The 13,277-nt window shown below is 50.5% G+C and carries 13 protein-coding genes; 11 read left to right on the forward strand and 2 right to left on the reverse strand.

The window, feature by feature from the left end; genetic code table 11:
* Positions 1 to 24: 24 nt before the first annotated feature.
* The gene (locus THEAE_RS0104745; RefSeq protein WP_028986552.1) at positions 25 to 1,254 is read right to left on the reverse strand and encodes an IS256 family transposase; all 1,230 of its coding nucleotides are present in this window, start codon (positions 1,252 to 1,254) and stop codon (positions 25 to 27) included.
* Positions 1,255 to 1,965: 711 nt separating this feature from the next.
* Here THEAE_RS0104745 and THEAE_RS0104750 point away from each other — a divergent pair.
* The 8 genes from THEAE_RS0104750 to THEAE_RS0104785 all read left to right on the forward strand — a co-directional run bounded on the left by THEAE_RS0104750 (position 1,966) and on the right by THEAE_RS0104785 (position 9,355).
* The gene (locus THEAE_RS0104750) at positions 1,966 to 3,066 is read left to right on the forward strand and encodes an ABC transporter substrate-binding protein (RefSeq protein ID WP_028986677.1); all 1,101 of its coding nucleotides are present in this window, start codon (positions 1,966 to 1,968) and stop codon (positions 3,064 to 3,066) included.
* Positions 3,056 to 3,895, forward strand: a complete 840-nt coding sequence (locus THEAE_RS0104755) for an alkaline phosphatase family protein (RefSeq protein ID WP_028986678.1) — start codon at positions 3,056 to 3,058, stop codon at positions 3,893 to 3,895. Before THEAE_RS0104750 ends, THEAE_RS0104755 begins: the two co-directional genes overlap by 11 nt.
* A 73-nt stretch (positions 3,896 to 3,968) precedes the next feature.
* A complete protein-coding gene (locus THEAE_RS0104760) occupies positions 3,969 to 4,820 on the forward strand; it encodes an ABC transporter permease (RefSeq protein ID WP_028986679.1) in 852 nt (283 codons plus the stop codon).
* Positions 4,817 to 5,620 carry an ABC transporter permease gene (locus THEAE_RS0104765; RefSeq protein ID WP_028986680.1) on the forward strand — a complete coding sequence of 268 codons (804 nt, stop codon included), beginning with the start codon at positions 4,817 to 4,819 and terminating at the stop codon, positions 5,618 to 5,620. The genes THEAE_RS0104760 and THEAE_RS0104765 overlap by 4 nt, the downstream gene beginning before the upstream one ends.
* On the forward strand, positions 5,620 to 6,633 hold the full coding sequence (locus tag THEAE_RS0104770; protein WP_028986681.1) for an ABC transporter ATP-binding protein: 1,014 nt from the start codon (positions 5,620 to 5,622) through the stop codon (positions 6,631 to 6,633). The genes THEAE_RS0104765 and THEAE_RS0104770 overlap by 1 nt, the downstream gene beginning before the upstream one ends.
* Positions 6,634 to 6,642: 9 nt before the next feature.
* The gene (locus THEAE_RS0104775) at positions 6,643 to 7,446 is read left to right on the forward strand and encodes a DeoR/GlpR family DNA-binding transcription regulator (RefSeq protein ID WP_028986682.1); all 804 of its coding nucleotides are present in this window, start codon (positions 6,643 to 6,645) and stop codon (positions 7,444 to 7,446) included.
* The gene (locus tag THEAE_RS0104780; protein ID WP_028986683.1) at positions 7,443 to 8,465 is read left to right on the forward strand and encodes a histidinol phosphate phosphatase domain-containing protein; all 1,023 of its coding nucleotides are present in this window, start codon (positions 7,443 to 7,445) and stop codon (positions 8,463 to 8,465) included. Before THEAE_RS0104775 ends, THEAE_RS0104780 begins: the two co-directional genes overlap by 4 nt.
* Positions 8,466 to 8,596: 131 nt before the next feature.
* On the forward strand, positions 8,597 to 9,355 hold the full coding sequence (locus THEAE_RS0104785; RefSeq protein ID WP_005588220.1) for an SDR family oxidoreductase: 759 nt from the start codon (positions 8,597 to 8,599) through the stop codon (positions 9,353 to 9,355).
* On the opposite strand, the gene THEAE_RS0104790 is transcribed toward THEAE_RS0104785, so the two are convergent.
* The gene (locus tag THEAE_RS0104790; RefSeq protein WP_028986684.1) at positions 9,352 to 10,140 is read right to left on the reverse strand and encodes an ABC transporter ATP-binding protein; all 789 of its coding nucleotides are present in this window, start codon (positions 10,138 to 10,140) and stop codon (positions 9,352 to 9,354) included. The two genes, THEAE_RS0104785 and THEAE_RS0104790, sit on opposite strands and share 4 nt — an antisense overlap.
* A 252-nt stretch (positions 10,141 to 10,392) precedes the next feature.
* Between THEAE_RS0104790 and THEAE_RS19960 the strand changes: the two genes are divergently transcribed.
* The 3 genes from THEAE_RS19960 to THEAE_RS0104810 all read left to right on the forward strand — a co-directional run bounded on the left by THEAE_RS19960 (position 10,393) and on the right by THEAE_RS0104810 (position 13,266).
* Entirely contained in the window at positions 10,393 to 10,980 is a 588-nt protein-coding gene (locus tag THEAE_RS19960; protein WP_052329749.1) for an ATP-binding cassette domain-containing protein, read from the forward strand.
* Positions 10,981 to 11,198: 218 nt separating this feature from the next.
* Complete coding sequence (locus tag THEAE_RS0104800) at positions 11,199 to 11,921, forward strand: gamma-glutamyl-gamma-aminobutyrate hydrolase family protein (protein WP_028986685.1); 723 nt, start codon at positions 11,199 to 11,201, stop codon at positions 11,919 to 11,921.
* 259 nt (positions 11,922 to 12,180) lie between these two features.
* A complete protein-coding gene (locus THEAE_RS0104810; RefSeq protein WP_028986687.1) occupies positions 12,181 to 13,266 on the forward strand; it encodes a Wadjet anti-phage system protein JetD domain-containing protein in 1,086 nt (361 codons plus the stop codon).
* Positions 13,267 to 13,277: the final 11 nt, after the last annotated feature.

The raw sequence follows: 13,277 nt of genomic DNA on the forward strand, positions 1-13,277 counted from the left end.
CCCCTCCCCGGTGATTGCATTATGTTAACTAACCTTTCGGACGCTCTGCTGTGACTCCGCCACCTCCTTCTTCCTACGCTCCTCCCGCCAGACGTAATAGTCTTCCATGTCAAAGTACCGGTGACCAGATTGCCATTTCTCGTCAATCTCCATCAGCAAGGCACCTAGAAGCCGTATCGCCGAGTCTCGATTCGGGTAGATTCGAATCACCCGATCTCGCCTGCGGATTTCCTCATTAAGACGCTCCTGACCGTTGGTAGTACGGAGACGTTTCCTGTACCGTTCTGGCAGCTCCAGTACTGCCGTGATGTCATCAAAGCCCGACTCGAGGATATCCACAGCTTTTCGTGCTCTATCGCTGTACTCTTTCACAACCTGCTCCATCAACAAACGGGCTGTCTTCACATCTGGCGCATCAAGGATGGCCCGCATTTTCCCATACAGCTCCTCCTGTAAACTCTTAGGCACGGCGTCCAAGAAGTTGCGCATAAAGTGCGTTTGGCATCGTTGCCAGGTACAGCCTTGAAACTGGGTGTGTAGGGCTTTCACAAGCCCGCTGTGGCTGTCAGAGACAACGATATCCACACCATGCAGNCCTCGGTCCTTCAACCAGCCGAAAAACGCACTCCAACTGGCTTCAGACTCGCTATCCCCGATGCGCATTCCTAGCACTTCACGGTATCCGTCTTCACCCACACCAGTAGCAATCAAAGCAGCCCTCGAGCGCACCCTGCCATCCTCACGAATCTTTAGCACCATGGCATCCACGATCACAAAGGGGTATTCCTTGTCCTTCAGGCTTCGTTCGTTCCATCCTTGGACAACGGGGTCCAATCGTTTACAGAGCTCCGATACGGTAGACTTGGAAAACTCTTCTCCACATAGCTCCTCCGTGATAGCGGCTACCTTCCTTGTGGATACACCATTAATAACCATCTCCATCATCGCCAGTAAAAGTGCCTGTTCACTGCGCTGATAACGGGCAAAAAGCTCTGTGGAAAACTTGCCGCTACGGAGTCGTGGCACCCGCAATACCAGCGTACCGACGCGGGTCGTNATGGGATGGGGGCGAGTACCATTGCGATAACCCTGACGATCTTCAGACCGTTCGTAGGGCTCTGCATTCAACTGCTCAGTGGCCTGGGCTTGAAGAACCTGATTCAGCACCTGTTCTAGTAAGACAGCCACCCCCTTATCTCCAGAAAATAGATCTTTCAAAATTTCATCGTTCAAGGTAATATTATATTGTGCCATCTCCATACCTCCCTGTAGATTTTGTTCACAAACTCATTCTACCAGAGAAGGGCGGGGGTGGCACCTGTGTATTATGTCACCCAGCTGAACGATTGATTTTACACCAATTATACGGACTCAACTCCGGCAACCATAATGCTTCTTCTAAATTATGCAGTGTAATAGCAAATAAAAATAAAATAACCAAATTTTCCAATAGAAAACCTCCTCTATACGATCTGTTTTACTTTACTATTTCTGTGGTACAATCTTAATTCCTTCTACAACAAATCCGAGTATAAAAGATATTTTTCTGAGACAGGCAAAGCCGTTTACGAAATGAACCGCTCCATTTCTAGCGCGAAATTTAAAATGGCTAGGGTTTCAAACTTTATTCAATTTGCGGTTCATGAAGACCAAACATGATGGGAGGTCAAACCACGATGGTCAATTATATAGAGGTGAACAACCTCTATTTGTCTTTGTAAAGAAACGATTCGCGATGTGATTTTACTTGAACACACTGAACAAAATCTTGTGGATTATTGTGGTATTGACCCTTGTTCGAGGGTCTTTTTTCATTTCGCAGATTCATCGATTTCTTTATCAATCCTTTACACTCCCTTTATATCCGCTTTACAATGGGCCGTTATACTATCCTTGAAGTCAACATAAACGCACATGAATTTCATCAAAAACCACAATTTAAACCGAACCAGGAGGGAAATGGGTATGAAAACGCTGAGGGGATTACTGCTGTTGACGTTCGTTTTCGCATTCATCGTAAGCGGATGTGGAGGGCAGACGTCGGGGAACAACACGACGAGGGATGTGAGCAAGAATAACACCCTTACTCTGCAGGAGATTGAAGCGAAGGCGAAGGAGGAAGGTCAGATTGTAAGCGTGGGGATGCCCGATACGTGGGCCAATTGGAAGGAGACATGGGAAGAGATTACACAGAAGTATGGGTTAAAACATACCGACACCGATATGTCGAGCGCCGAGGAATTGGCGAAGTTTGAAGCCGAGAAAAACAACCCCACCGCGGACATCGGGGATGTGGGGATCTCCTTCGGACCGCTTGCCGTGGAGAAGGGACTCGTGCAGCCATACAAAACCTCATATTGGGATGAGATTCCAAGTTGGGCGAAGGATAGTGAAGGATACTGGATGGTGGGGTACACCGGCTCTATTGCGATCATTACGGATAAAGATCAAGTTCAAAATCCACCGAAGTCGTGGGACGATATTCTGAAAGGGAATTATAAGGTAGCGGTGGGAGATGTAACGAAAGCGACACAGGCGCAGATGGCCGTTTTGGCGGCGGCACTTGCTCATGGCGGCGATGAGAAAAATATTGAGCCCGGGCTGCAATTCTTTGCTGAGTTGGCGAAACAGGGACGCCTTTTGAGTACGGAAGTATCCGTGGCGAACTTCGAAAAAGGGGAGATTCCGGTTGGCTTTCTGTGGGACTTCAATGCGTTGGGCTATCGTGATCAAATCGATCCCAAACGGTTTGAGGTGAACATCCCCGAGGAAGGAACCGTCATGAGCGGATATGCCTCCGTGATTAATAAATATGCTCCCCATCCCCATGCGGCGATGTTAACGCGTGAATACATCTTTAGCGATGAAGGACAGATCAATCTGGCCAAGGGGTATGCCCGGCCCATTCGGGACAAGGTGAAACTGCCTGAAGAGGTTGCCAAGAAGCTGATCCCCAGTGAACAATACAAGAATGCAAAACCGGTCTTAGATTATAAAGCCTGGGAGGAGACGGCCAAAAAACTCCCGCAACTTTGGCAAGAGAAGGTATTGATTTATGTCAAATAATCGCCTGATCATGCTGGTGATTGACGGGTTACGTGAGGATGCCTGCTTGGCCCATATGGGGTATTTGGCTCACCTGGTGGAACAGGGGATCGCCTCCCGCTATCGGGTGAGATCGGAGCTGCCCAGCCTTTCTCGGCCGCTTTACGAAGTGCTCTTTACCGGTACACCGGTCAGCGTGAATGGAATTACTTCAAACCAAACGGTTCGCCTCTCCAACATGGCCAGTCTCTTTCATCTGGCACGGGAGAATGGACGGGTGACGGCGGCTGCGGCTTATTATTGGGTGAGTGAGTTATATAATGGAGCTCCGTTTGATTATATACAGGATCGGGAACAAGAGGATGTGGAAAAACCGATTCAATTTGGCCGTTTTTACTTCGATGATCGATATCCGGATTCCCATTTGCTGATCGACGCGGAGCACATACGGCAAAAGCATCATCCTGATTTTCTCTTGATCCACCCGATGGGCGTAGACGATACAGGGCACCGATATGGAGGTAATTCCAAAGAGTATCATGCGAAAGTGAGCGAAATGGACGTGATTCTGTCCCAATTTATCCCAAAATGGATGGAACTGGGGTATCAGATCTTAGTTACATCGGATCACGGGATGAATGATGAAGGGATGCATGGAGGCACGGGGGAAACGGAGCGTATGGTGCCTTTGTTGATCATCAGTCCGAAGGTGGCCCCGGGTGTCTACACGAAGAGGATCTCCCAGCTGCAGATTGCTCCCCTCGTCTGCCGTCTGCTGGAAATTCCCCCATCGCCGGCGATGAAATACGGAGAGATTTCGGAATTTCCGGGTCTGGACGCTCTAAAATGAGAGTTCTTCTCTATGTTGTCCTCTCGGTGTTGAGGGGACAACCCTTTTACCAGATATAAGGGGAGTGTGTTTGATGCTTAGAAAAAAGAAAGATTGGCGGCTTTCTCTCCTTTTACTCCCTTTCCTTCTGCTCGTCACCGGGTTTCTTCTTCTCCCCCTTATGCGGATGATCTGGGATAGCTTCCAGATGGATGGAGGCGGAGGATTTACCTTTGAGCAATATGGGATTTCCTTAACCAATCCCTTTTATACCGTTGCCATTCGCAATAGTCTCCTCATCTCCCTCCTTTCCGGTCTGATCGGGCTCGTGGTAGGGTGGGTGGCCGCCTATTCGCTCACGCGTATACCGGGTCGTATGCGCGATGCTTTTCTGATGTTTTCCAATATGACCTCCAATTTTGCCGGCGTTCCCTTAGCCTTTGCCTATATGATTTTATTGGGGAACAACGGTCTGTTCACCTTACTCATGAAGGAGTGGGGCCTTCCGATCTTCGGTTCCTTTGATCTCTATTCATGGGGAGGATTGGTGTTGGTTTATGTCTATTTTCAGGTTCCGTTGGCGATTCTCTTGCTCTATCCTTCCATATATGGAATTCGGGAGGAGTGGAAGGAAGCCTCTTCCCTTTTAGGGGCTTCCAAAGTGCAATTCTGGATCCGAATCGGTTTTCCCATTCTGCTTCCGGGAATCGTGGGGACCTTCAGCATTTTGTTCGCCAATGCCATGGGCGCCTATGCGACCGCCTATGCACTGGTGGGCGGCAATTACAACCTGCTCGCCATTCGCATCGGGGCGCTTGTCTCGGGAGATATCTTCGCACGTCCGGAATTGGCCAGTGCCTTAGCCGTCTTGCTTGGGGCGATGATGCTCCTTGCCATGTGGATTAATGAGCGGATGATGCGGTTCGTAAGGAGAGATCTGCAATGAAGAAGTTCCATGTTCTGATCGTCTTCCTTCTCTTCCTCTACCTGGTCATCCCTCTTCTCGCGACGTTACTCTATTCCCTCGCCACCGATTGGCACAATACCATCCTGCCGGCAGGATATACATGGGATTGGTATCGGGAGCTTTTTACCGATCCACGTTTTACGGAGGCATTGGTACGCACGTTGATCGTAACATCGATCTCCCTCCTCTTGGCACTGAGCGTGATGTTGCCCACGATTTTTATTGTGGTGGTCTATCTTCCGCACTATGAGCCGCTTTTAAAGGGGATCGTGATGATGCCGTACGCGATTCCGGGGGTGGTGATGGCGGTGGGATTGCTGCGGTTCTATTCTTCCGGACCCCTTGTCTTGAACGGAACGATCTGGGTGCTGGTCGGGGCCTATTTCGTCCTTTTGCTGCCCTATCTTTATCAGGGGATCCGCAACAGCCTTGCGACCATCGAGGTAACCACCTTGATGGAGGCGGCGGAGATTTTAGGCGCAGGGCGCTTTCAGACTTTTCGCGCCGTAATTTTTCCCAATCTGATCCCAGGCGTACTCGTCTCCACCCTGCTTTCGATTTCCATTCTCTTTGGGGAATTTGTCCTGGCCAATCTCCTGGTAGGGGGCCATTACGAGACGATTCAAATCTATTTGCTGCGGCGAATGGGGGAGAGCGGTCATCTGGCCAGTGCCATCGTCATCACCTATTTCCTTTTACTGTTGCTCCTCTCTTGGGGGATGGTGAAATTCGGGATGGGCAATTTTGCACAACATGCTTTGGAAGGAGAGAAGCGATGATGAATGCGTTAAAGATAGACGGGGTGCGGAAGCATTACGGGAACACCCCGGTCCTGGAGGATGTCTCTTTCGAAGTAGGGCATGGGGAGCTGGTCTCCTTATTGGGACCGAGCGGATGCGGGAAAAGTACCTTGCTGCGGGCGATCGCCGGTTTAATCCCATTGGATCAGGGGGAGATTTGGATTGGGGAGAGGGAAGTGAGCCGGCTTGCTCCCAAAGACCGGGAGGTGGGAATGGTTTTTCAATCCTATGCCCTCTTTCCCAATTTAACGGTGTTTGAAAATATTGCCTTTGGGTTGAGGGTAAAGCGGATCAAGGAGGCGGAGATCAAAAAAAGGGTCGCCGACTTAATCTCCCTTGTGCATCTGGAAGGGAAGGAAGGATTTTATCCCCGCCAGCTTTCCGGGGGACAACAGCAGCGGGTGGCTTTGGCCCGGTCCTTGGCCGTCCAGCCCAAAGTTCTCTTGCTGGATGAACCCTTCAGCGCATTGGATGCAAAGATTCGCAAGAATTTACAGGAGGAATTGCGCGCATTGCAACAGGCACTTCACATCACGACGATTCTGGTCACCCACGATCAAGAGGAGGCGTTAAGCATCTCCGACCGGCTCTTCGTGATGGAGCAGGGCAGAATTCTGCAGGCGGGGACTCCGGAAGAGATCTACGCCGCTCCCGCCCATCCTTTTGTGGCCCACTTCATCGGACAGTATAATATTCTTAGCCGTCTTGAAGCCATGCGGCTCATGGGCAGAGAAGTGGAAGGAACCCGATTTGTGATCCGCCCCGAGGTGATTCGCATTCAGGCTGAGGGAAAGGAGACGGATGGGAGCGGTCGTTTGATTGCTGGAATCGTGCGGCGAAGCACCATGATGGGGAATATTTTGCGCTATTCCATCGAGGCCGAAGGGGTTCTCCTCCTGGTTGACCAACTCCATCGCCGGGCCAATGCGTTCAAGGTCGGAAGCCAAGTTTTTCTTTCCATCCCACAGGAAGAGTTTATCGTATTGCAATGAGGTGAGTGTGTGTCTATCGAAGCGATTGAACGTAGAGAAGAGATCCTTCGCATCTTGCAGGAAAAAGGAAAGGTGCGGGGAATTGAACTGAGCATACGTTTTGCCGTCTCCCCGGAAACGATCCGCCGCGATTTAGAGATGATGGAACAGGAAGGAATTGTGAAGCGGGTCTACGGAGGGGCGGTCTTGATCGGTAAGACGAAGGAAGAAGCCCCCTATCTGGAAAGGCAACGTCAATTCCAGGCCGAGAAGCGCGCCATCGGGAAATTCGCCGCCCAAATGATCGGCGATGGGGAGTCGATCCTCATCGACGTGGGCACGACGACGTTAGAATTGGCGAAAGCGATTCGGGGGGGAGAAGGGGTCACCGTCCTCACCAATTCCTTGTCGGTCGTCAACACTTTAGATCTCTCCCTGCAGCGGGGGCAATTTCAAGGGGAAGTGATGGTGTTGGGAGGAACTCTGAACCCCGCCCAACAATCGATCCGAGGCTCCCTCACGGAACGGATGATTGAAAACTTTTACGTCGATAAGGCGTTTATTTCGGTGGGGGGGATTACGCTTCACGAGGGATTGAGCGATTATGATCTGCAGGAATCTTTGGTGACGAAGGCGATGATGAAAGCGGCGAAGCAGGTCATCGTGTTGGCAGACCATTCGAAGTTAGGGATCAAAAGTTTTTATCGACTGGGGAGGTTGGAAGAAGCCGACATCATTCTCTGCGATCAAGAACCTCCGGAGAGTTGGCGGAAGCAGATTAAGCAACTGGGGATAGAATGGATCAAGGTAGAGGTGGAGGATGAGCAGAGGTGAAGGTAGATTATCATGTGCATCTGGAGGAGGGCCCCTATTCTCTTACGTGGTGGCGGCGCACGGCCAAGGCTCTCCATTTTTTCCCCATAGAGGCGGGAGGGATGGGCCGAACGGAGAGAATTCCCCGGGATCCAATGTGGATTCGGAGGATCCATGAAGCGATGGGGAGCCGAATCCTGGAGGGTGCCTATTCTCCGCGTTGGATGGACCTTTATCTTTACCGCGCCAAAGAATTGGAACTGAAGGAGGTGGGAATTGTCGACCATCTCTATCGTTTCCGCGAGATGCGCGGATATTTCGAACGATATATTGATTTGAGCGGGAGCCGATTGGGCCGGATGCAGCGCGATTGGTTGGACGCGGTCTGCGTAGAATCTCTCGACCGCTTTGTGGCGCGTATCGAAGAAGAGCGGGAGAGATGGAAGAAGGCCGGCATATCGTTGAAACTGGGGTTAGAAGCCGATTATTTCCCCGGCGGTGAAGAGGAATTATCCTGTGTTTTATCGAAATACCCTTGGGATTATGTGATTGGTTCGATTCATTTCCTGGATGGTTGGGGATTTGATAATCCCGAGACGAAACATTTTTTTCAGGATATGGATCTGGAACGGTTGTATGACCGTTTTTTCTCGATGGTGATGCAGGCGATCCGCAGCGGGCTTTTTGACATCATCGGTCACCTTGATAATATAAAGGTGTTTGGTTACAGGCCTGATGAGCAATTTCTCTCCCCCTACTATCGGCAGATCGCCGACCTTTTGGCGGAGAGAGATGGGGCGACGGAGATCAACACCGGTCTTTCTTACCGCTATCCGGTAAAGGAGGCCTGTCCTGCGCCACATTTTCTCCAAATTCTAGCAGAAAAGGGGGTCGCCATCACCACCTCTTCGGATGCCCATTTTCCCGATGATCTGGGAACCGGTTTAACGGAAGCGCGGATCGAGCTTCGAAACGTAGGATTTCATTCCATCATTGGGTTTGAAAAAAGGAAGAGAATCGTCTATCCGTTCGAGGAATGAAGAAACCAGGATGGGCTGCCGCACTGGCGGAACCATATTTTTTTAAGCTTTTTGAAGGATACTATCAATAACATGATAAAATGAAAAAGAAATGTTTTTAAACGTACTACTTGAAAAAGGAGGCTTTACGAATGAAGTTAAAAGGGAAAGTTTCGGTGGTAACGGGTGCGGGGTCGGGGATTGGAAGAGCGATTGCGACGCTTTTCGCCGAGGAAGGAGCGAAGGTCGTCCTTGTTGACGTAAATCAAGCTACATTGGAAGAAGTGACCAAGTCCATTACGTCAAACGGTGGAGAAGCGACGGGTGTATTCGGGAATGTGATGAAGGAAGAAGATGTGCAAAAGATGATCGATACGGCGGTAAATGTTTATGGGTCATTGGATATTCTCGTAAATAACGCCGGAGTTCTGGATGGAATGGTTCCTGCGGCGGAAGTAACGGACGAATTGTGGGAAAGGGTGCTCGGGGTAAATGTTACGGGGCCTATGCGGGCCATACGCAAATCTTTGCCGATCATGATGAAACAAGGGAAGGGGGTTATTATAAATGTGGCTTCCATCGGAGGACTTTTCGGGTCAAGGGCGGGAGCTGCGTATACGGCATCCAAACATGCGTTGATCGGGCTCACCAAAAATGTGGGTTTTCAATATGCCCATTCCGGGATTCGGTGTAATGCGATTGCCCCCGGCGGGGTAGAGACCAACATTGCTCCGGAAGGTACGTATATGAACCCCTTTGGAACCGAAAGGGCGATGGCTGGAATCAATATAAATCCGCGAATGGGAAAACCGATCGAAATCGCCAACATCGCCCTTTTCCTTGCTTCCGATGATTCCAGTTTCATCAATGGGGCCGTGATAACGGCCGATGCAGGTTGGACCGCTTATTAATCTTGCTTTGCGATTGTTATCCACGTTCTTCCATCTCGTCTCTCCGCTTCAACAGGTCGCCGGAAGAATTGGGTGAGCACTTCCGCAGTGAGAAGTTCACCCGTGTTCCCTGCCCGAAAGACTTCTCCGGAACGGAGGAGGAGGGTTTTGCTGAAAAGGGGGAGAATCTCTTCGGTTTGATGGGTGACGTAGAGTAGGGTGGGTCCGTTCGGATCTTCCGCGAAGGTTTGGATGGTCCGAAGCAGTTCTTCCCTGGCGAAAAGGTCGAGTCCATTCGTCGGCTCATCCAGGATGAGTAGTTTGGGGGAAGCCATCAGGGCACGTGCGATGAGGAGGCGCTGCTGCTCTCCCTGAGAGCATGTCCCATACGCCCTGTTTTTCAGGGAACCGCAGCCCAACTTTTCCATCAGGGAGTAGGCCGTTTCCATCGCTTCAGGAGTAGGCGTTTCGTAGAGGCCGATGGAAGCGAATTTTCCGCTTACGACCACATGTTGGGCCAGTTCCCATCCATCGATCCGGGCGAGGAGGGAGGAGCTTACCCATCCGATGGATTGCCGGAGATCATGAAGATCCGTTTGGCCAAATTTTTTCCCAAGAACCGTTATTTCTCCTTTGGTGGGCCAGATATATCCGTTGATCAAGTTGAGGAGGGAGGTTTTTCCGGACCCGTTTAAACCCAGAATCGCCCAATGCTCTCCCTTTTTCACCTGCCATGTGATCTCCTTTAAGATACTCCTTTTTTCCCTAATCCAGGAAACCCCATTCATGTCGATGATCCGTTCCACGCGTTAACTTCCTCTCTAAATTTATTTTTCCATCATAGGATCACTTTTCCCATTTTACTATATTTGCGGGACAGTTGCAGCCTGCATCGACCTAAAAAGTTCCGATGGATTGGAGATTTATGTAGATCCCATGAGTCTTCCATAGAGATGTCGGGACGAAACTTTTATCGGACAAGCGGCGTATCTGCTTATGGTAGAAAGAAGAGCTATGAAAGTGATATGAATCATTTATTATCGATTTGAGGGATACATATGGGAGATTTGCCGCTGGAAGTGGAAAATCTAAACGCGGGCTATGAAGGGAAGGCGAAAGTGCGTCGTCTTGATTTTCAATTGAAGGAAGGAGAGATCGTCGGCCTCATCGGGTTAAACGGAGCAGGGAAGAGCACCACCATGAAGACCATCCTCGGTTTGCTGCCGAAAATGGGTGGGAGCATCCGATTTTGGGGAATGACGATGGAGGAGGAACCGTTACAGGTAAAGAGAAGGATCGCCTACATTCCGGAGATGCCCCTTCTTTATGACGAGTTGACCTTATGGGAACATCTTCAATGGGTGGCGATGGCCTATGGACTGGATCAGGCCGCCTTTGAGGCTCGGGTCGGCCCCCTCCTCACGCAGTTCCGTATGGAGGGGGTAAAACACCACTTTCCATCTTCTTTTTCGAAGGGAATGAGGCAGAAGGTGATGGTGCTTTTCGCCTTTCTCATGCTGCCCATCATTTTGGTTAGCGGCATCGCTTTTTTTCAAAGTTTGCCCCTCTATGTCCTTCCCCTCGTCTGGCTGGGAGGCTATCTTTTCACCGACCGGCTCCTTATATGGAAGCTGAGGTGGATGTGAAACACGAGAGTCAAAACGGATTTTAATCTCGAACAACCGGGGCGGTCCGAAAGGTTGGAATGTTTGTTAGAGCATAGATTGATAGGGAAATCACACGGTAGAGATCAAATCGAAATTACACCGGTTGATGCATTATTCACATTTTCATTAAAAGGATTTTTTTCGGTGGATGTATAATGAAAGAGTAATGAAAATAATTTGAAATGGAGATGTGTTTCATGAAACCGGTGATCGGCATTACCAGCAGCTATGCGAAAATCAGCGAATTTAGCGAAGGTGTATACATCCATCATGATTATCACCGTGCCATCGAAGCCAGCGGAGGGATTCCCCTGATCCTACCTGTCGTTCACCCCGATCTATTCTTGGAGACAATCGATCTATGCGATGGGGTGATCTTTTCCGGAGGAGAGGATGTGGCTCCGCAATTCTATGGGGAAGAGCCCCATCAGAAGCTGGAGATGGTATCCTTTGAACGGGATCGGATGGAGATCGCAGGCATTCAAAAGGTGATTTCCCAGGATAAACCCCTACTCGCCATCTGCAGAGGGATCCAGGTGCTCAATGTGGCGTTGGGCGGGACCCTGTTTCAGGATCTCCCCAGCCAATATCCCGGAGCCCTTCAACATCGGCAGAAGATCCCTCGCCCCCTCGCCACCCATAGCGTGAAGGTGAATGGGGATTCCAGGCTAGCCCACATCATCGGTCAAAGAGAAATTCGGGTGAACAGCCTCCATCATCAAGCGGTAAACCAAGTCGCCCCCTCCTTAACGGTGGTGGGACGATCTCCGGACGGAGTGGTGGAAGCGGTCGAAGATCCATCCAAAGGATTTCTGATCGGAGTGCAGTGGCACCCTGAATCGATGTTTCCGTGGGACCCGAACGCAAAAGCATTGTTCCAGGAATTTGTTCGTCGAAGTGCCGAGAGAAAGAATTTGTGATTGACTTTGATGCTGCGGGTCTTTTCATCCGCCCGAAGGAACGGACAAAGGATTTACGCGCCAACCGAAGGCTTAGATGTACATAGGGTCCAGGGGAAGGATTCGTCACCCTGCTCGGAGAAGGGCGGGGTGATGTTTTTGGAAGGACGGTTGGAGGAAATGGGAGGAGAATGTCGAATAGGTTCCTAAGAATCGTTCCCCGTAGTTTCTATATCTCATGATAGAATGAATGATAGAATGAAAAATGAGGGATTGATCCATGATCGGAACCATTCGCGCTTATTTACAAACGGTACAATCTAAAACGACCCGGCGGAAAAAGATCGCCGTTGATGAATTGGAACGATCCATCATGGATGCATACGGATCGGTCGACCATTACCTGCAGGCCGGCGGTTACCAATCATTCTATCAGGGGGTAAAACAATTGGAGCAGGAAGGCTTGATCGCCCCCTTACGTTCCGCCCCTTTGAACGGCCGTACACCCCCCTTGTCCGCGTCCTACTGGCTCATGCCGCAGGGCGTCACGGCCCGATGGAGTGAGGTACAGATGTTGCGGGTTGCCGATCGGTTGAATATGGAAAAATACCGGCAGCAACCATCCCTGCAGACCGATGAGGAATGGGGCCGCATTGAGCGAGTTTATCGCTTTCTCCTCCGCGCTTATGAACGGGAATGGGTTACGCGGGAAGAACGCTCCCTGGAATTGTTCGGGAATGAGAAATGGCTGGCGGGGAGTGAAGGAAATGCTTTTTTAAGTCGAATCGGGATCTCCTTGGAGGATTTGAAAGCGAGAGTTTATGGGGAGCCCTTTGTCTTCTGGCCCCGTCCCGGGGTCGACGTGGCGAAGGCGAGGGATGTGCTGATTGTGGAGAACCTCTCTTTTTTCCACACCGTAAAGAGGGTGCTGGAGTCAGGGAGGGAGATCGGAGGGATAGAGCCTGATCTCCTCGTTTACGGGGAAGGAAAAAAGATCGAGTCCAGCTTTCCTTTTTTGTTCGACCTCATGTCGGGGACAGATCTTCGATCGGTGAGGGTGAACTATGTGGGAGACATCGACGCGGAAGGGTGGGGAATCTATGTACGCCTCGTCCGTCGTTATCCCGAGATGAATGTGCGCCTCGCCTTTCCCCTCTATTCCGTCATGTGTGCGGTGTCGCGCCGCTTCGTTGAATTGCCGTCGTATCGGGATCAAAGCGAAAACGAAGAAGTGCTGCAGGATATCATTCGCTCCTTTACCGCGAACGGATTAGACTCGGAAGCGCGTCTTATTGCTGATTTATGGCGGCAGAGGAGACGTATCCCCCAAGAAGTCCTCACGTTTGAAACTTTCCTACAGCGTTAATATATAGAGAG

Origin of the sequence: Thermicanus aegyptius DSM 12793, assembly GCF_000510645.1 — a bacterium.
GTDB classification, from domain to species: Bacteria; Bacillota; Bacilli; order Thermicanales; family Thermicanaceae; genus Thermicanus; species Thermicanus aegyptius.